Origin of the sequence: Myxococcus sp. SDU36 (assembly GCF_030168875.1) — a bacterium.
Classification (GTDB): domain Bacteria; phylum Myxococcota; class Myxococcia; order Myxococcales; family Myxococcaceae; genus Myxococcus; species Myxococcus vastator.
The window spans coordinates 1611429-1630111 of the sequence record NZ_CP077414.1; the positions used below are offsets into that span (position 1 = coordinate 1611429).

The following is an 18683-nucleotide window of genomic DNA, read 5'->3' on the forward strand; positions in this document are numbered from 1 at the left end:
CCCCTGGTGGGTTGCTCATCGGGCGGACGCGTGCGCGTAGATTTTCGCGCGATTCCCTGTTACGCACGCCCGCTTCTTCCGACGAGCGCCCTGAACATGCCGGCTGAAAACGCGCACATTCGCAACTTCTGCATCATCGCCCACATCGACCATGGAAAGTCGACGCTGGCGGATCGTCTCCTCGACAAGACGGGGACCCTGACCAAGCGCGAGGCGCAAGCCCAGTTCCTCGACAACATGGACATCGAGCGCGAACGGGGCATCACCATCAAGGCCCAGTCCGTGCGGATGAACTACACCGCGAAGGACGGCAAGCAGTACGTCCTCAACCTCATCGACACGCCAGGACACGTGGACTTCGCCTACGAGGTCAGCCGCAGCCTGGCCGCGTGCGAAGGCGCGCTGCTGGTGGTGGACGCGACGCAGGGCGTGGAGGCCCAGACGCTGTCCAACGTCTACATGGCGCTGGACCACAACCTGGAAATCATCCCGGTCATCAACAAGATCGACCTGCCGAGCGCGGACGTGGAGCGCACCCGCACGGAGATTGAAGACGTCATCGGCATCGACGCGTCCGTCGCGGTGCCGTGCTCCGCCAAGGAGGGCATCGGCATCCAGGACATCCTGGAGTCCGTCGTCAAGACGGTGCCGCCGCCGAGCGGCTCGGCGGACGCGCCGCTCAAGGCGCTCATCTTCGACTCCTGGTACGACAACTACCGGGGCGTGGTGACGCTGGTGCGCGTGCTGGAAGGCACGCTCAAGCTGCGGCAGAAGATCAAGCTGTTCAGCACCAACAAGGTCTTCGAGGTCCAGGAGCTGGGCGTGTTCAGCCCGTTCTCCCGTCCGGTGACGCAGCTCATCGCGGGCGAAGTGGGCGTGCTCGTGGCCAACGTGAAGGAGCTGCAGGACGCCAAGGTCGGTGACACCGTCACCGAGGAGGCGCGTCCCACGTCCGAGCCCTTCCCTGGCTTCAAGGAAGTGAAGCCCATGGTGTTCTCCGGCATCTTCCCGGTGGACTCCGCGGACTACGAGAACCTGCGCGACGCGCTGGCGAAGCTGGTGCTCAACGACTCGGCGTTCACCTATGAGCCGGAGTCGTCCACCGCGCTGGGCTTCGGCTTCCGCTGCGGCTACCTGGGCCTGCTGCACATGGAGATCGTCCAGGAGCGCCTGGAGCGCGAGTACAACCTGAACCTCATCACCACCGCGCCCAGCGTGGTGTACCGCATCACCACCAGCAAGGGTGACACGCTGCTGGTGGACAACCCGGCCAAGCTGCCGCCGGTGCAGCACATCGAGAAGTTCGAGGAGCCCATCCTCACCTGCCACATCCACGTCCCCAACGACCACCTGGGCGCCATCCTCAAGCTGTGCCAGGAGCGCCGCGGCGTGCAGAAGGACATGAAGTACCTGGGCAGCAGCGGCCAGCGCGTGCAAGTGACGTACGAGATGCCGCTGGCGGAGGTCGTGTTCGACTTCTTCGACAAGCTCAAGAGCGTGTCGCGCGGCTACGCCAGCCTCGACTACGAGCTGGCCGGCTACATCGAATCCGACCTGGCCCGGCTGGACATCCTCATCAACGGGGACCCGGTGGACGCCCTCAGCGTCATCGTGCACCGCGAGCGCGCGTACCTGCGTGGCCGCGAGGTGTGCCAGAAGCTGAAGGAGGTCATCCCGAAGCAGATGTACGAGGTGGCCATCCAGGCGGCGATTGGCGCGAAGATCATCTCGCGTGAGACCATCTCCGCCATGCGCAAGAACGTGCTCGCCAAGTGCTACGGTGGTGACATCAGCCGCAAGCGCAAGCTCCTGGAGAAGCAGAAGGAGGGCAAGAAGCGCATGAAGCAGGTCGGAACGGTGGAGATTCCGCAGGAAGCCTTCCTCGCGGTCCTCAAGTCGGAGCAGTAGCCCATGAACGCGGCCATGCCTTCCGCCACCCCTCCCGCGAAGCTCTCCGAGGCGATGGCGGCCCGCCGCACGCCGGAGATGCTTCGCGCCCACCGTGGGCTGGTGTGGCGCGAGCGCCTCACCAGCCTCTGGGCGCCGTTGATCATCCTCGCGCTGCTGTACGTGCCGTACACGGTGCTCATCGAGTACTCGCGCGCCTCCGCCGCGTGGGCCCAGCCGGTGATGAAGGGGCTGGGGCTGCTGCTGGTCCTCTACTTCGTGGCCCTGCTGGTGTGGCGCAACGTCTCCCCCAGGGAGAAGGCGCTGCGGGGCGTGCGCCACGAAGCGAACGAGCTGCTGGAGGAGAACGAGCGCATCCTCCGCAAGCCCGGCGTGAGCGCGAAGGTGGCGGGGCCGGTGCTGGAGCGCATCGCCGAGCAGGCGCTGCGCGTGGAGCAGGCCTCCGCCGCGGGTGACGCGGAGGCGCTGCGCACCGAGGTCAAGGGATTGGAGGCGCTCACCGCGCAGCACCTGGGCGCGTTCCGCAAGCAGTCCGCCATGGACTTCCTGGGTGGGTTCGGCAAGGCGCTGCTGGTGGCGCTGGTGTTCCGCACCTTCATCGTGGAGCCGTACCGCATCCCCTCCGGCTCCATGCTGCCCACGCTGGAGATTGGCGACCAGGTCTTCGTCAACAAGTTCATCTACGGCGTGCGCGTCCCGTTCCTCAACTTCGTGCCGTTCGTCATCGTCAGGCCGCCGGAGCGGGGAGACGTCATCGTCTTCAACAACCCGGTGAACGAGTCGGTGGACTACATCAAGCGCGTGGTCGGCGTGCCGGGCGACGTGGTGGAGTTCATCAACGGCGTCATCCACATCAACGGCCAGCCGCAGCAGCGCGAGCTCGTCGCCAACGCGTTCACCGTCCACAACATCACCGACGACGGGCGCTGGTACGACCAGCAGGAGACCCTCTACGAGGAGGACCTGTCCGGCGTGGCGCACGCCGCGCTGCAGACGCTGCCGCGCATGCCGCGCCGGGAAGGCCCCTACGAGGTCCCTCCGGGGCACGTCTTCGCCGTGGGTGACAACCGGGACAACAGCGCGGACAGCCGCCACGGCCTGGGCGTCACGGGGTACGGCAAGGCGGAGTACGTCCCCTACGGCCACATCAAGGGCAAGGCCATGGTGGTGTGGCTGTCGCTGGGCTACCACGGGCTGCTGCACGGCCTGTTCGGTGGCACGGGCCTGCGCGTGGATCGGTTCTTCGAACCGGTCCGTTGAGGCGCTCGCTGGAAGCAGGCAGGCCGGCGCGCCGCGCACGACGCTTGACGTGCCGCACGGCCCGGGGTACGCGGCGCCCCCGGCCATGAGACACCTGCTTGGAATCGAAGGCTGGCGCCGGGACGAGCTGGAGTCACTGCTCGACCGGGCGAAGGCACACCTCCCCGGCGCTCCCGACACCACCCACCTGCTTCGCGGCAAGGTGGTGGCGAACCTCTTCTTCGAGGACTCCACCCGGACCCGAACGTCGTTCCACATGGCGGCGAAGGGGCTGGGCGCCAGTGTGCTCAACTGGACGCACACCGGCTCCTCGGTGTCCAAGGGTGAGACGCTGCTGGACACCGCCCGCAACATCGAGGCGACGGGGCCGGTGGCCATCGTCATGCGTCACCGCTCGTCCGGAGCGCCGCACCTGGTGGCGAAGCACGTGAAGTGCGCCGTCATCAACGCGGGGGACGGCACGCACGAGCACCCCTCCCAGGCGCTGCTGGACGCCTTCACGCTGCGTCAGCGCTGGGGCTCGCTGGACGGGCGCACGGTGCTCATCGTGGGGGACGTGCTGCACAGCCGCGTGGCCCGCTCCAACCTGCACTGCCTCAAGGCGCTGGGTGCCCGGGTGGTGATGTGCGGCCCGCCCACGCTGATGCCGCCGGGGCTGGAGTCGCTGGGCGCGGAGGTGACGCACAACCTGGACGCGGCGCTCCCGCACGCGGACGCGGTGATGTGCCTGCGAATCCAACTGGAGCGGCAGGGGCAGGCGTTCCTGCCGTCCACGCGTGAATATGCACGGCTGTTCGGCCTCAGCGTGGCCCGCGAGGAGCGGATGAAGGCGGACGCGGTGGTGATGCATCCGGGCCCCATCAACCGGGGCGTGGAGCTGGCGCCGGCGGTGGCGGACGGGCCCCGCAGCGTCATCCTGGAGCAGGTGTCCAACGGCGTCGCCGTGCGGCGGGCCATCCTGGAGGTGTGTACGGCATGAGCTCCACGGTGCTCTTCAGGCGGGGGCGTGTCATCGACCCGCGCAACGGAGTGGATGGCGTCCGCGACGTGCTGGTCCGCGACGGCAAGGTGGTGGAGGTGTCGGAGGCCCCGCTGCCGGTGCCCTCCAGCGCGGAGGTGGTGGACGCCACCGGCAAGTGGGTGCTGCCGGGCTTCATCGACCTGCACGTCCACCTGCGCGAGCCGGGTGAGGAGGGCAAGGAGACGGTCCTCACCGGCTGCCGCGCCGCGGTGGCGGGCGGCTTCACCGCCGTGGTGGCCATGCCCAACACCAAGGTGGTCAACGACAGCGCCATGGTGACGGAGCTGGTGCTGAACCGCGCCCGCGCCGCGGGCCTGTGTCACGTCTATCCCGCCGGGGCCATCACCAAGGGCCTCAAGGGCGAGGAGCTGGCGGAGATGGGCGAGCTGGTGTCCGCCGGCTGCGTGGCCATCACCGACGACGGCCGCCCGGTGATGAACGCGTCGCTGATGCGGCGCACGCTCCAGTACGCCACCCAGTTCGACGTGCCCGTCATGGTCCACGAGGAGGACCTGACGCTGTCCGCGGGCGGGGCCATGCATGAGGGCACCACCTCCACGCGGCTGGGGCTGCGCGGCATCCCCGCTTCGGCGGAGGTGGCCATGGTGGCCAGGGATTTGGTGCTGCTGGAGGAGACGAAGGGCCGGCTGCACGTGGCGCACGTGTCCTGCGAGGGCAGCGTGCGGCTCATCCGCGAGGCCAAGCGGAGCGGCCTGCGCGTCACCTGCGAGGTGGCGCCGCACCACTTCATCCTGGATGACCGGGCGGTGGGGGACTACGACACCCACGCGAAGATGGCCCCGCCGCTGCGCGCGGACACCGACGTGCGGGCCCTGCGCGAGGCGCTGGTGGACGGGACGGTGGACGCCATCGCCACGGACCACGCGCCGCACGGCGTGCTGGACAAGCAGGTGGAGTTCGAGAAGGGCATCAACGGCATCGTGGGGCTGGAGACGGCGCTGGGACTGACGCTGGAGCTGGTGCACGCGGGCGTGCTCACCGCGAACCGCGCGGTGGAGCTGCTGACGCACGGGCCGGCGAAGGCGTTCGGCCTGCCGGGCGGTCACCTGGCGCCTGGAGCGCCGGCGGACGTCACGGTGGTGGACCCGGACGCGGAGTGGACGGTGGACGCCCACCAGTTCCATTCCCGCAGCCGCAATACCCCGTTCCATGGCCGGCAGCAGAAGGGGCGCGTCATCCAGACGTGGGTGACGGGCCACAAGGTGTTCGACACGGGCCAGGTCGGCCAGAGCAAGGAGTCGCGGTGATGACGAAGCGGGCAGTGCTCGCCCTGGCGGATGGCACCACGTTCGAAGGCCGCGCGTTTGGCGCGGTGGGCGAAACGGTGGGTGAAGTGGTGTTCAACACGACCATGTACGGTTACCAGGAGGTCCTCACGGACCCCTCGTACGTGGGCCAGATTGTCACCATGTCGTACCCGGAGATGGGCAACGTCGGCGCCAACCCGGAGGACGAGGAGGGCGCCCGGGTGCACGCGGTGGGCATGGTGGTGCGCGCCCTCAGCGAGCAGCCGTCCAACTGGCGCGCGAAGGAGTCGCTGGACGCGTACCTGAAGCGCAACGGCGTGGCCGGCATCGAGGGCATCGACACCCGCCGCCTGGTGCGTCACCTGCGCGAGCATGGCGCGCAGATGGGCGTCATCTCCAGCGAGGGCCTGTCCCCCGCGGCCTTGGTGGAGCGCGCCCGCACCGCGCGCGGCATGGAGGGCCTGGACCTGGCCACGGGCGTGTCCACGAAGGAGGTCTACACCTTCACCCAGCCCTCTCCGGACGTCTTCACCGGCCTGGGAGAGGTGCAGACGCCCGCCGAGCCCCGCTTCGACGTGGTGGCCTACGACTACGGCCTGAAGAAGTCGATGTTGCACTTCCTGGTGGACGTGGGCTGCCGCGTGACGGTGGTGCCGGCCAACACCACGGCGGAGGAGGTGCTGGCGCGCAAGCCGAACGGCGTCTTCCTGGCCAACGGCCCTGGAGACCCGGCGGCGGTGAAGGGCGCGGACCGCACCGTGGCGGCGCTGCTGGGCAAGGTGCCGGTGTTCGGCATCTGCCTGGGCCACCAGATCATGGCGCTGGCCCTGGGCGGCCGGACGTACAAGATGAAGTTTGGCCACCGGGGCGGAAATCAGCCGGTGAAGGACCTCACGACGGGCAAGGTGGAAATCACCGCGCAGAACCACGGCTTCGCCGTGGATGACGCCAGCCTCAAGGGCCTGGCCGTCGTGACGCACATCAACCTCAACGACGGCACGGTGGAGGGCCTGGGCGTCCCGGACGCGCGGGCCTTCAGCGTGCAGTACCACCCCGAGGCCTCGCCCGGCCCCCATGACGCGCGCTATCTCTTCGGCAGGTTCGCGAAGCTGATGGCGGAGTAGGATGGCGCCACCGAATATGACCTCGTCGCTGTCACCGCTCTCCTATCAGCCGTATCTGGATCAGCTCATCGCCTTTGGCAGTGCCGAGTCGCGCAAGGAGGACCTGCTCCAGGCCAAGGCGGAGTACTTCCGTCTGACGGGCGAGGTCTTCGAGGACGACAAGCTCTTCGAGCTGCGGATGGCGTCCTTCCTGGACTACTACCTCTATGACCGCGTCTCGTCCCTGACGAACAAGACGCCGGCCACGGAGTTCTACGAGCAGCGCCTGGCCGGCTCCGCGCCCGAGGAGGCCAACGCCTTCCGGAGCTTCACGGAGACGGTCCACGGCCTCTTCGAGGTCCGCAAGCTGGGCAAGGGCGAGGTCCGTCTGCGCGAGCTGTACTCCGGCAAGGACTTCGACGTGACGGAGCGCCGCCACGTCGCGGGTCTGGAGACGGGGGACATCATCGAGGCGCGCCTCATCCCCTTCGGTGGGCACCTGCTGTTCTCCGCCGCGTTCTGCTACCACCCCCGCATGGCCGTGAAGGCCATCAAGGCGGAGGTGAAGCGCCGCAAGAAGAAGGAGCCGGACCGCACGCCCAACGAGCTGGTGTGGGAGTGCGCCCGCCGCGCGCTCAACGTGGAGCGCTACCGGCAGCTCGCCGTCGAAAAAATCTACGACTTCGAGCAGAAGATCCTCTGAGCCCGCCAGCCGCGGCGCCCCGGTGACTGCACGTCCCGGGGCCCGTCGCTGGCCCGCTCAGACGCGGTGGATGCTCATCAGGTTGGTGTTGCCCGGGACGTTGAGCGGGACGCCGGCCACCACCACCACGGGCGTGCCGGGCGCGCAGAGCTTCTCCTTCCGGCACAGCTGACGCACCTGGGTGAGCATGGCGTCGGTGGTGGAGACACGCGCCACCTGCAGGCCCGTCACGCCCCAGTAGAGCGCCATGCGATTCACGGCCGCCTCGTTCGGCGTGAGGGCGATGATGCGCGCTTGGGGCCGGAACTCGGAGATGATGCGCGCGGTGTGGCCGCTCTCCGTGTAGGCGACGATGGTGCCAATGCCCAGCTGCGTCGCCGCCGCCACGGCCGCCGCGGCCACGCCGGTGCCCAGGTCCTCGGAGCGTTCGAAGGGCGAGTGGTGCGAGTGTTTCACCACGCTGCGCTCCGTCTCCTCCACGATGCACGCCATGGTGGACGCCGCTTCAATCGGGTACTTGCCCGCGGCCGTCTCGCCCGACAGCATGACGGCGTCCGCGCCGTCGAGGATGGCGTTGGCCACGTCGGACACCTCGGCGCGGGTGGGGCGCGCGTTGGCCACCATGCTCTCCAGCATCTCCGTGGCGACGATGACGAGCCCGCCCATGCGGTTCACCGCGCTCACCATGTGCTTCTGGATGGCCGGCAGGCGCTCCAGCGGCATCTCCACGCCCAGGTCGCCACGCGCCACCATGATGCCGTCCGCCACGGCGGCGATCTCCTCCAAGCGCTCCACCGCCTGGGGCTTTTCAATCTTCGCGATGAGGGGCGTCTTCAGCTTCGCCACGTGCGCGCGCGCCTTCTTGATGTCCTCCGGCGTGCGGACGAAGGACAGCGCCACGTAGTCCACGCCCACCTCCTGGCCAAAGGCCAGGTCCGCCGCGTCCTTGCGGGTAATCGTGGGCACCGACATGGGCGAGCCGGGCAGGTTGAGGCCCTTGTGATTCTTGAGCACCCCGCCCACCTCCACTCGGCACAACACGTCCTGCCCGTGGACGCGCAGCACCCGCAGCCGCACGCGCCCGTCGTCCAGGAGGATTTCATGGCCCTTGGCCACGTCCTTCACCAGCGTCTTGATGGGGGTGGGGATGACGCCGTCCTGGCCCAGGACGTTGCGCGTCGTCACCGTGACGGCCTGGCCCTGCTTCACCAGCAGCTGCCCGCCTTCGAAGCGGCCCAGGCGAATCTTCGGCCCCTGGATGTCCTGGAGGATGGCCACCGGCGTGCCCAGGCGCTTGGCGACCTTCCGGATGATCTCCACCCGGCGGCGGTGCTCCTCGTGCGTGCCGTGCGAGAAGTTCAGCCGCGCCATGTTCATGCCCGCGCGGATCAACCCTTCGATGACCTCGGGCGTGTCCGAAGCGGGGCCCAGGGTGCAGATGATTTTCGCCTTGCGCATAGGGCCGTGCATCCTAGGCGGCCAGGGGCCCGGCTTGACAGCCTCGCGCCTGCGGGACTAACTCTTCTGCCGATGATGGCAGAGAGAGAAAGCCCGGCATCCCTGGGAGGGGGGCCGGGCTTTCTCGCGAGTGCCGCGCGTCAGGACCTAGAGCTCGATTTCCTTGCCCGTGCCCAGCGGCGGCGCCTTGAGCATCGGGTGGCCCGGCGGCAGGGCCTCCATGTCCATGTCGATGGGCGGCTCACTCGGGGCGCCCGGGGCAGGGAAGCCGGGCGCGTCCAGCGGACCACTGCCGCCCACGCCGGGGCCTTCCTGCTGGAGCCCCTCGATTTCCTCGCGGGTGATGCCGGCCAGCGTCAGCACCTTGCGGGTGACGCGGATGCGGGCGTGGCTGGTGAGCGCCATGGCGATGGAGTCCGACGGCCGGGCGTCCAGCGTCATCTTCTTCTTGCCCTGCTCCAGGAAGACGCGGCCCGAGTAGACGTTGTCACGCAGGTCGTCGATGCGGACCTCCGTCACCTTGGCTCCCAGCTCCGTCACCACGTCGTCCAGCAGGTCCTGCGCGAGCGGCTGGGGTGGCTGGCGCTCCGCCAGCCGGAAGGCGATGGAGATGGCCGAGGCCTCGTCCACGAACACCGGGAGGACGATGCCCTTGTCCTTGGTGGCCAGGACCACGGCGTGGGCCTGGGCTTCCTCCAGTGGGACGACGTCCTGCACCTCGAGCTCAACCAACTCGGAGCAGGCCTTCGGGTCGTCTTTCCCTTCGGTGACACAGGGCTGGCCCTGAGCGCCTCCCAGGGCCGCCAGCGCTACCGGTGGGGTGAAGGCGGGAAACAGCAGCAGCCCTCCGAGCGCCAGAAGCACGGCCGAGAGAGGTGCGACGAACAAAGTGGCGCGGTTGGGCGTTTTCACGCTTTTAAGCTACGCACCCGGCCATCTGCCGGGAGGGTTGCGCTCCAGGCCCGGTTACCCCCTGCTGCGTGGGGCGCTCCCCGGGCTGGAGGGCAGGCGGACAGGCTCAACGACGGTCGTCGTCGTCCTCGTCCTCGTCGTAGTCCTCCTCGTCGTCGACGTCCTCGTCCTCGTCCTCATCGAGGTCGTCGTCCTCCGAGTCGTCCTCGTCGTCCTCCTCGTCGTCTTCGTCGAGCATGTCCTCCAGGTCCTCGGACTCCAACGTCATGGACACGGCGAACCGCTTGTCGAGCGCGGCGATCTGCGCGCGCATCTCCGTGAGCGCTGCGACGAAGTCCTCCGTGAGGTTGGCGGGCGCCTTGGCGTCGCAATGCGGGCAGACGATTTTCTCAGTCCCTTCAATGAGGTCCTGAGCGTCCAGCTCGAAGCTCGCCTCGCACTTCTGGCAGGTGAAGTCGATGCTCATGGTCGAGCGCGGCATACAAAGCACTCCAACTAGCTGTCAACGTCCGAGACGTCGGGACATTGGTGCGGGGCGTTGCATCCGCTAGCGTTCAGGGCATGGACCTTCCCAAGACGGTGGTGCACGCGCTCCATGACCGGGCCGCGCAGCAGGAGCAGCGCCCGGCCCTGTGGACGCGCCGTGGGGGCGCCTATGCGCCCACCTCGTGGTTTGAATATGCGCAGCGGGTGCGGCGCTTCGCCCTGGGTCTGCACGCGCTGGGGGTGGGTGCGGGCCAGCCGGTGGGTATCCTGAGCTTCAACCGCGAGGAGTGGCACGTCGCTGACCTGGCGGCCATCGCCATGGGGGGCGTCCCTGTCGGTCTCTACACCACCAGCGCCCCGGAGCAGCTGGAGTACATCCTGGGGCACTGCGAGGCCACGCTCCTGGTGGTGGAGAACGCGCAGCACCTGCGCACCGCCCTGGCCCTGCGCGAGCGGCTGCCGAAGCTGCGCCACGTCGTCATCATCGACGCGCCCACGGTGCTCCCGCTCCCGGAGGGTGTGCTGCGCTACGCGGACGTCATGGCCCTGGGCACCGGCGCGGACGAGAAGCCCTACTGGGACAGCGTCCACGCCCTGAAGCCGGAGGCCATGGGCACGCTCATCTACACCTCCGGCACCACCGGCCACCCCAAGGGGGTGATGCTCAGCCACCACAACCTGGTGTGGACGGCGAAGCAGCTCACGGACTCGGTGACGTTCGGCCGGCCTGACGCGTCCTCGCTCGTGTCGTACCTGCCGCTGTCACACATCGCCGAGCAGATCATCTCCCTCCACAGCCCCTTGTTGAGCGCGGTGCAGGTGTACTTCGCGGCGTCGGTGGACACGATGCCGCAGAGCCTGCGGGAGGTGCGCCCCTCGTTCTTCTTCGGCGTGCCGCGCGTGTGGGAGAAGTTCAAGGCGAAGGCGGAGGAGGGACTGGCCTCGCAGCCGCCCTCGAAGCGCCGGGTGGTGGCCTGGGCCCGCCACGTCGCCTCGGAGCGGCATGCGCGGGTGATGCACCACCAGAGCGTCCCGATGACGCTGGAGGCCCAGTATCTGCTCGCCAGGAAGCTCGTCTTCGCCCCGCTGAAGGAGCGCATCGGCATGGAGCGGGTGTCCTTCTTCGCCACGGCGGCGGCGCCCATTGGCCGGGACGTGCTGGACTTCTTCGCCTCCATCGACATGGTCATCCACGAGGTGTGGGGCATGACGGAGGTGACGGGCCCCGGCACGGTGAACACCGAGTCTCACACGCGGCTGGGCTCCGTGGGCCAGGCGATGATGGGGGTGGAGTTGCGCATCGCGGACGACGGCGAGCTGCTGGTGCGCGGCGGCAACGTCTGCATGGGGTACTACAAGAACCCGGAGGCCACCGCCGAGCTGCTGGCGGACGGGTGGCTGCACTCCGGTGACGTGGGCCAACTGGACGCGGACGGCTACGTCCAGATCACCGGCCGCAAGAAGGACATCATCGTCACCTCGGGCGGGAAGAAGACGTCGCCCTCCAACATCGAGGAGCTGCTCAGGGCCTTGCCCGGCGTGGGGCAGGCGGTGGTGCTGGGCGAGCGCCGCAACTTCCTGGTGGCGCTGTTGACGCTGGACGCGGAGAAGGCGCGGGCGCTGGCCAAGGCGCAGGGGTGGCCGGAGGACGCGGCCCAACTGGCGGAGGACGCCCGCCTGCGCCAGTTCCTCCAGGAGCGCGTGGAGCGCGAGGTGAATCCGAAGCTGTCCCGCTTCGAGACCATCAAGCGCTTCGCGGTGCTGCCGAGGGACTTCTCCGTGGAGGGCGGCGAGCTGACGCCGAAGCTGAGCGTGCGCCGCAACGTGGTGGCGGAGAAATACGCTGGCCTCGTGGAGTCGCTCTACGACGAGTCTCCGCGGGGCGGTTCGCGGACGGGCTGAGCGCGCCGTCGCCGCGGGAAAAGCGAAAGGGGCGGGGAGCCTCGCGGTTCCTCGCCCCTTCGTGCTTCAGGCCCACGCGAGCAGCGCGGGCCGGGTGCCACAGGTTACTTGGCGGCGCGCTGCTTCATGGGGACGTAGTCGCGGCGCGGGGCGCCCGTGAACACCTGTCGCGGACGGGCGATCTTCTGCTCGTTGTCCGTCACCATCTCCTCCCACTGCGCGCACCAGCCCACCGTGCGGGGGATGGCGAAGAGCACCGGGAACATCTCCACCTGGAAGCCCATCGCCTCGTAGATGAGGCCCGAGTAGAAGTCGACGTTCGGGTACAGCTTCCGCTTCACGAAGTACTCGTCCTCGAGCGCGATGCGCTCCAACTCGACGGCGATCTCCAGCAGCGGGTTCTTGCCCGTCACCTCGAAGACCTCGTCGGCCACGCGCTTGATGACCTTCGCGCGCGGGTCGTAGGACTTGTAGACGCGGTGACCGAAGCCCATCAGCTTCTTCTCACCCTCGCCGCTCTTCACCGACTTGATGAACTCCGGGATCTTGGAGATGTGGCCGATGTCGCGGAGCATGCGGAGCACCGCCTCGTTGGCGCCGCCGTGCAGCGGGCCGTAGAGGGCGCCGATGCCCGCGCTCACCGCCGAGTACGGATCCACCTCCGACGAGCCCACCGTGCGCACGGACGTGGTGGAGCAGTTCTGCTCGTGGTCCGCGTGCAGGATGAAGAGGATGTCGAGCGCGCGCTCGAGCACGGGGTGGACCTTGTAGGTCGCCGTGCCGATGCGCTTGATCATCGCCAGGAAGTTGGCGACGTAGGACAAATCATTGTCCGGGTAGATGTAGGGCAGGCCCATCGTGTGCCGGTAGGAGAACGCGGCGATGGTGGGCATCTTCGCGATGAGCCGCGTGATCTGGATGCGGCGGCTCAGCGGGTCCTTGATGTTCTTCGCGTCGGGGTAGAAGCTGGACAGCGCCGCCACCGTGGAGCTCACCATGGACATGGGGTGCGCGTCGTAGCGGAACCCGTCCATGAAGCTCTTCACGTTCTCATGCACGTAGGTGTGGTGCGTGACGAGGTGGTTGAACTGCTGCAGCTCCTTCTCCGTGGGCAGCTCACCGTTGAGCAGGAGGTAGGCGACCTCGAGGAAGCTCGACTTCTCGGCGAGCTGCTCGATGGGGTAGCCCCGGTACTCGAGGATGCCCTTGTCTCCGTCAATGAAGGTGATGGCGCTCTTGCAGTTGGCGGTGTTGAGGAACGCCGGGTCGTAGCCCATCAGCCCAAAGTCATCGTCGCCCGTTTTGATCTGGCGGAGAGCATTGGTGCGAATACAGCCGTTCTCGACCGGGACCTCGTAGGTCTTCCCGGTCCGATTGTCGGTGATCGTCAGCGTGTCCTTGGCCATGGGGCGGAGATTTCACAGGGCGCAGAGTGCTTTCAACAAAAAAGAACGATAAGTCTGCTGGTCGGACACTGAGGGTCTCAGCGTGCATCAGTTATCCGAACACCCACCCCGGACAGCTGCCGCCAGAACCCAGGAAAGCTCTTTTCCACGCACTCCGGACCGGTGAGTGTCAGCGGCGCGCCGGACAGGACACACAGTGTCGCAGCCGTCATCGCGAGACGATGGTCCCCCTCGCTGCTCATCGCGAAGCCCGAGGGTGGCATGCGGGGTGGTTGGATCAGCAGCCGTTCGCCTTGGAGCTCCGTGGTTCCGCCGAACGCCTTCACGAGCGTCCGGATACCCTCCAGGCGGTCGCTCTCCTTCACGCGGAGGATGCCCACCTCCGTGAGCGTGGAGGGCGCTGGAAGCACGCAGGCGAGCGCGGCCAGCGTGGGGAGCAGGTCCGGGCACTCCTCGCCGGAGGCGCGCAGGCCCCCTGACAGCGGGCCCTCCACCTTCAGGGTGAAGGGCGCACCGGTGGGCACCGCGCGCAGGCCCACCTGCTCAATCAACCGGACCATGGCGTCGTCCGGGTGGGCGCTGCCCGTGTCCGCGCGGACCACGGTGCCGCCCGTCTTCCAGGCCACCAGCAGCAGGTAGCCCAGGGACGACCAGTCCCCCGGAAGCGCCGGGACGGCCGGGGGCGCCGCGTACCCGGCCACGGTGTAGCTCGACGGTGAGCGCTGGACGTCGAAGCCGAAGCGCCGCAGCCACGTCAGCGTCAGCTCCAGGTAGCCCGCGCTCGTGAGGGGGCCGTCAATCTCCACGCGCCAGGGGCGGCGCTCGCGCAGGTACAGCGCCGCGCAGCCCAGCAGCAGGCTGGAGGCGTACTGGCTGCTCTGGGCGCCGGGCACGCGGAACACGGGGGGGACGCTCGACGTGTCACGGGGCGCGCGCAGCTCCACCGGCCAGGGGGTGCCCTCCGTGAGCGTGAGGCCCGCCGGCGCCAGGGCTTCGCGCAGCGACGTGAAGAGCGGGCCGTGGGGCCGCTCGCCCAGGCGGGGCGTGCCGGTGAAGCGCGCCTGTGCGCCGGGCGTCACCGCCGCCTGGGTGGCCAGGATGCGGAAGGGCGCGCCGCCGTCCGCGCAGTCAATGTCGCGCACGGCGTCCGGCGGCAGGCGCAGGGACTCGACGCCCCGGCGCAGCACGCGCACGTCGGCGGGCAGGTCCTCGTCGGCCTCGGCCTGCACCGAGGGCAGCGGCCACGCGCCCGTGAGGTGCCCCAGCACCAGCGCCCGCTGCGCGTCCGACTTGGACACGGGCGGGGTGAGGGGCGCGGCGCGCAGCGAGGAGGGGTCCACCCGGATACGCGAAGCCTTCGCCGTGCTCATGGGCGCACCCCCTTCGTCCAAGCGGGCCACAAGGCACGCCAGCTCGGTTCGTCCACGTCACGCACCTCGGTGTCGCCAATGGCGGTCAGCAGCACCATGCGCAGCTCGCCCCTGGCGCCGGCCTTCTTGTCGGCGGTGAGCAGCGCCAGCACGTCCTTCATCGGCGCGCGGCGGAGGAGGGCGGCGGCGCGCTCGCGGCCCTGGACGCCGGGGCCATTGGAAAGGGCGGCCTCGACCTCGGCGGCCACGGGCTCCGGTGTCACGCCCAGGTGCCGGCCCACGTCCAGGGCCAGCAGCATGCCCAGGCCCACGCCGTCACCGTGGGACAGCTTGAAGCGGGACACGCTCTCCAGCACATGGCCGAAGGTGTGGCCGAAGTTGAGCACCCGGCGCAGCCCCGCGTGCTCGTACGGGTCCTGCGCGCAGATGCTCTCCTTGAGGGCGCGGGCGTCCTTCACCAGCTTCTCCAGCGCGGGCGGCTTGCGCACGTAGCGGCGGAAGCACGGCGCGTCGAGGCTGACCACCATCTTCCAGGCCTCCAGCGCGCCCTCGCGGCGCTGCGCATCGGAGAGGCTGTCGAAGAACTCGGGGCACACCCAGCCTTCGTCCGCGTAGTGGAAGACGCCGGCGGGGTTCTTCACCACACGCCCGCGCACCGTCATGTCGACAGCGCCCTTGCCGCCGACGCTGCTGTCCACCGCCGCCAGCAGCGTGGTGGGGACCTGCACCAGCCGCACGCCGCGCTTGAGGAGGTGCGCGGCCACGGTGGAGACGTCACCGATGGTGCCGCCGCCCACGGCCACGAGCGTGCCGGAGCGCGGGAGGGCCAGGCCGCTCGCCAGGACCTTCTCCAGAGCGGTGAACGTCTTGGCGCTCTCGCCGCCGGTGAGCTGGATGATGGCGCGGGGCTTTCGCGCCTCCAGGGTGGGGAGGAGGGTGGGGTGGAGCTTCGCGACGGTGCGGTCCACCACCGCGATGCTGCCCTCGGGAAGGTTCTTCGCGAGCCGGGCGAAGGTGCCCCAGCGGTCAGACGGCGGACGGTAGGCCCCGGGAGGAAGAGCGCTCATAGGGCGTGCGGCCTCGCGTTCATGTGGAGGACGAGGTCGGCGATGACCAGCGACACCATGGCCTCCAGCACCGGGACGGCGCGGGGCATGATGCAGGGGTCGTGGCGGCCACCCTTCGCGTGCTCCTGGAGCGTCGCGGGCGGCTTGAAGAAGGTGCGGAGCTGCATCGGCTCACCGTTGGCGAGCCCACCCTGGATGCCGCCATACGCGTCCTTCACGGCGTGGAACTGGATGCCGGGCTGGCCAATGCGCTCGAGCAGGTCGGGTGGGCCCCAGACGACGCCGGTGACGGCGCCGATGCTGCCCAGCGCCTGGGCGATGCGCGCCTTGAGCTTGCCGAAGATGGGCTCGCCCAAACCAACCGGCAGGCCCTCCACGCGCACGTCGATGGCGCCACCCAGGCTGTCGCCCGCCTCCTTCGCGGTGAGGATGCGCTGGGACATCTCGTCGCGGAGGGTGACGTCCGGGCAGCGCGTGGCGTGCGCGTCCACCTGCTCGCGGGTGAGGCCTGGCGCGGGGACGGCGGCCACCAGGTTGCCCACCTGGGACACGTAGGCGACGGTGCGGATGGAGGGCACGTCACGGGCCAGGTACGCCTCGGCGATGGCGCCGCCGATGACGCGGCAGAGCGTCTCGCGCCCGCTGGTGCGGCCGCCGCCGCGGTGGTCTCGGTGCTTGAAGCGCTCGCGCCACACGGCGTCCGCGTGGCCGGGCCGGTCCTCGGCCTTCAGCTTCTCGTAGTCACCCGAGCGCTGGTTCGTGTTGCGCACGATGGCGGCGATGGGCGTGCCCAGCGTCTTGTCCTCGAAGACGCCGGACAGGAGCTCCACCTGGTCCGGCTCGCTGCGCGCGGTGGTGAGGGTGGACTGGCCGGGGCGCCGACGGTCCAGCGCGACTTGAATCTGCTCGCGCGTCAGGGGCACGCCGGCGGGGCAACCATCCAGGATGGCGCCGAGCGCGGGGCCGTGGCTCTCTCCAAACGTCGTCAGGCGAAACAGCTCGCCGAAGGTATTCATGTCGCGGACTCCCAGAGTTGGCGCTGACGCCGGGCTTGCGCGACGAACCACGCCGCACCCAGCAAGACTGGAGTACCGCCGCGGAGGACAATCTCCGCGGCGATGCGCCGGCCCGGGGCGCCGTAGGCGATGACCGCCACACGGGCCCCGTCGAAGCGCAGGTCGTCAGGAGCGGGCACCCTATCGGGCCACGTCCAGACGCCCGCCCCTGTGAGAGGCGCCTGGATGTCGGCGCGTCGCAAGACGCGCAAGTCACAGCTCAGCTCCGCCGCCACGGACCGGAGCGCCGACGTGGCGCCCCCGTCTCCCAGGACGAAGACTTCGCGAGCCCCGAGCCGCCCGAGCACCGTACGGGCGCCGAACGTGTCGGTGTTGAAGGATTCCCACCGGTCGCCCCGGCGGACCAGCGTGTTGATGGCGTCCAGCGAGGACCCCGTGTGCTTCGCCAGCCGCAGCTTGAAGGGGCTGGTGACGGCGAAGCCTCCGTAGTGCGGCAGCAGCGCGTCCACCACCGCCTCCACGGGCCCGTCCTCCGGCAGGTCGATGCGGTCGAAGGGCTGCCGGTGGATGCGGGGCGAGCGCGAGTGGAGGATGGACGTCCCCAGGATGCCCAGCCGCGGCGGCTGCGCCACCGTGTACCGGTCCGCGCCGCGCAGCTCCCGCACGGCGTCATCCAGCAGCCGCTGCCCGGGCGCCGCGACCCAGGCGCCTCCCGCCGCGACGTAGTCCAACACGTTGTCCCGAGCGAGCAGCGCCCGCGTGGGCAGCGCCACCGCGCCCATTCCCAGCACCGTGACGCGCGTGGCACCGAAGCGCTCCGCCATCCGCCGCTGCGTCTCCAGCAGCGTGACGAGGTGCGCCGGGTCCGTCATCGGCTCCACGTGCTTCACCTGGGCGTCGGCGGGCAGCTCACGCTCCCATAACTGGAGCGCTTCCGCGGTGGACAGCTGCCGGCTCGCGTGGTGCGACGCGAGCAGCTTTCCCGGCGGTGCCGCCAGCGAACCCTGTTGCCCCGACGCGTCCATCAAGTCCCGGTCCACGCGCCAGGCCGCGGCCACCCAGCGAGCGGGCAGCGGCTTGCCCCGCTCGGAGACGAGCAACGGCAGCACCGCCGCCAGCGCCTCCGGGTCGAGCGCGTCAGGGGCGTGCAGATCCGTGCGGATCTCCAGGACGTCCGCCCCACGGCGCTGGCCGTCACGCGCGAAGCGGACGGCGTCCTCGCCGAGCAGGGTGGGGGGCAGGGTGACGACGCGCCGGGCGGGCGTCACAGGGGCACCTCGGGGGCAAGGCAGCCTCGGAGGAAGTCCTCCAGGGCCACGGTGGGGACGCGGGCGTGCAGCACCTCGCGCTCATGGAACACGGCGGACAATTCTTCTTCGAGCGACACGTCGGCGCGCAGCCGCGGGCGCGTCCGGTCCGTGAGCAGCCGCTCACGGTAGGTGTCGAAACACACGGGGACGACCAGGGTGAAGCGCCCGGTCAACGCGTCCGGGTGGTGGGACAGGAAGCCACCTCCCACGGCCACCAGCGCTCCGGCCGGCAGGTCCAGCAGGGCCTGACGTTCGGCGGTCCGGAACGCCTGCGGCGCTTCGGCCACCCACCTGCGCAGCGGGCGGCCGTGGAGGCGCTCCAGGTGCGCGTCCAGGTCCAGCCCGGGCCGCGCGAGCATGCGAGCCACCATTGGCAACAGGCGCGACTTGCCCGCGCTTCGGTGGCCGGCGAGCACCACCGTCTGTCCGGAGACGGGGAATGGGGAGGGGCCCGGGCGGGCTACCGCCACCCTCAGTTCCGGCGCGAGCCGGG

At 69.5% G+C, this 18683-nt stretch carries 16 protein-coding genes; 7 read left to right on the forward strand and 9 right to left on the reverse strand.

Features of this window, described 5'->3' with window-relative positions; translation table 11 throughout:
• Nucleotides 1–96: 96 nt before the first annotated feature.
• The 6 genes from lepA (at nucleotide 97) to KGD87_RS06760 (ending at nucleotide 7263) form a co-directional block, all read left to right on the forward strand.
• Nucleotides 97–1908 carry a translation elongation factor 4 gene (lepA, locus tag KGD87_RS06735; RefSeq protein ID WP_284666660.1) on the forward strand — a complete coding sequence of 604 codons (1812 nt, stop codon included), beginning with the start codon at nucleotides 97–99 and terminating at the stop codon, nucleotides 1906–1908.
• A gap of 3 nt (nucleotides 1909–1911) precedes the next feature.
• Nucleotides 1912–3168: a signal peptidase I gene (gene lepB / locus KGD87_RS06740; RefSeq protein WP_350101633.1), complete on the forward strand. Its 1257-nt coding sequence runs from the start codon at nucleotides 1912–1914 to the stop codon at nucleotides 3166–3168.
• An 85-nt stretch (nucleotides 3169–3253) separates the two neighbouring features.
• Nucleotides 3254–4147 carry an aspartate carbamoyltransferase catalytic subunit gene (locus KGD87_RS06745; protein ID WP_284666662.1) on the forward strand — a complete coding sequence of 298 codons (894 nt, stop codon included), beginning with the start codon at nucleotides 3254–3256 and terminating at the stop codon, nucleotides 4145–4147.
• On the forward strand, nucleotides 4144–5457 hold the full coding sequence (locus KGD87_RS06750) for a dihydroorotase (protein WP_284666663.1): 1314 nt from the start codon (nucleotides 4144–4146) through the stop codon (nucleotides 5455–5457). The genes KGD87_RS06745 and KGD87_RS06750 overlap by 4 nt, the downstream gene beginning before the upstream one ends.
• Nucleotides 5457–6581 (forward strand): glutamine-hydrolyzing carbamoyl-phosphate synthase small subunit, encoded by a 1125-nt coding sequence (carA, locus tag KGD87_RS06755; protein ID WP_284666664.1) that lies wholly within the window; start codon nucleotides 5457–5459, stop codon nucleotides 6579–6581. Before KGD87_RS06750 ends, carA begins: the two co-directional genes overlap by 1 nt.
• 16 nt (nucleotides 6582–6597) lie before the next feature.
• Nucleotides 6598–7263 carry a DUF7986 domain-containing protein gene (locus KGD87_RS06760; protein ID WP_284666665.1) on the forward strand — a complete coding sequence of 222 codons (666 nt, stop codon included), beginning with the start codon at nucleotides 6598–6600 and terminating at the stop codon, nucleotides 7261–7263.
• Nucleotides 7264–7320: 57 nt separating this feature from the next.
• Here KGD87_RS06760 and pyk read toward each other — a convergent pair whose 3' ends face one another.
• The 3 genes from pyk to KGD87_RS06775 all read right to left on the reverse strand — a co-directional run bounded on the left by pyk (nucleotide 7321) and on the right by KGD87_RS06775 (nucleotide 10114).
• Nucleotides 7321–8721 (reverse strand): pyruvate kinase, encoded by a 1401-nt coding sequence (gene pyk / locus KGD87_RS06765; protein WP_284666666.1) that lies wholly within the window; start codon nucleotides 8719–8721, stop codon nucleotides 7321–7323.
• A 147-nt stretch (nucleotides 8722–8868) separates the two neighbouring features.
• Nucleotides 8869–9609, reverse strand: coding sequence for a bifunctional nuclease family protein (locus KGD87_RS06770; RefSeq protein ID WP_284668591.1), 741 nt, complete (start codon nucleotides 9607–9609; stop codon nucleotides 8869–8871).
• A gap of 130 nt (nucleotides 9610–9739) precedes the next feature.
• The gene (locus tag KGD87_RS06775; protein WP_284666667.1) at nucleotides 9740–10114 is read right to left on the reverse strand and encodes a hypothetical protein; all 375 of its coding nucleotides are present in this window, start codon (nucleotides 10112–10114) and stop codon (nucleotides 9740–9742) included.
• A gap of 80 nt (nucleotides 10115–10194) precedes the next feature.
• On the opposite strand from KGD87_RS06775, the gene KGD87_RS06780 reads away from it, so the two are divergent.
• Nucleotides 10195–12021 carry an AMP-dependent synthetase/ligase gene (locus KGD87_RS06780; protein WP_284666668.1) on the forward strand — a complete coding sequence of 609 codons (1827 nt, stop codon included), beginning with the start codon at nucleotides 10195–10197 and terminating at the stop codon, nucleotides 12019–12021.
• 104 nt (nucleotides 12022–12125) lie between these two features.
• Here KGD87_RS06780 and KGD87_RS06785 read toward each other — a convergent pair whose 3' ends face one another.
• The 6 genes from KGD87_RS06785 to KGD87_RS06810 form a co-directional block, all read right to left on the reverse strand.
• Entirely contained in the window at nucleotides 12126–13427 is a 1302-nt protein-coding gene (locus KGD87_RS06785; RefSeq protein WP_284666669.1) for a citrate synthase, read from the reverse strand.
• A gap of 77 nt (nucleotides 13428–13504) precedes the next feature.
• A complete protein-coding gene (locus KGD87_RS06790) occupies nucleotides 13505–14797 on the reverse strand; it encodes a carboxyvinyltransferase (protein WP_284666670.1) in 1293 nt (430 codons plus the stop codon).
• The gene (locus tag KGD87_RS06795) at nucleotides 14794–15864 is read right to left on the reverse strand and encodes a 3-dehydroquinate synthase (RefSeq protein ID WP_284666671.1); all 1071 of its coding nucleotides are present in this window, start codon (nucleotides 15862–15864) and stop codon (nucleotides 14794–14796) included. Before KGD87_RS06795 ends, KGD87_RS06790 begins: the two co-directional genes overlap by 4 nt.
• Nucleotides 15861–16880, reverse strand: a complete 1020-nt coding sequence (gene aroC, locus KGD87_RS06800; protein ID WP_284666672.1) for a chorismate synthase — start codon at nucleotides 16878–16880, stop codon at nucleotides 15861–15863. The genes KGD87_RS06795 and aroC overlap by 4 nt, the downstream gene beginning before the upstream one ends.
• Entirely contained in the window at nucleotides 16877–18148 is a 1272-nt protein-coding gene (locus KGD87_RS06805; RefSeq protein WP_284666673.1) for a shikimate dehydrogenase, read from the reverse strand. Before KGD87_RS06805 ends, aroC begins: the two co-directional genes overlap by 4 nt.
• On the reverse strand, nucleotides 18145–18660 hold the full coding sequence (locus tag KGD87_RS06810) for a shikimate kinase (protein ID WP_284666674.1): 516 nt from the start codon (nucleotides 18658–18660) through the stop codon (nucleotides 18145–18147). Before KGD87_RS06810 ends, KGD87_RS06805 begins: the two co-directional genes overlap by 4 nt.
• Nucleotides 18661–18683: the final 23 nt, after the last annotated feature.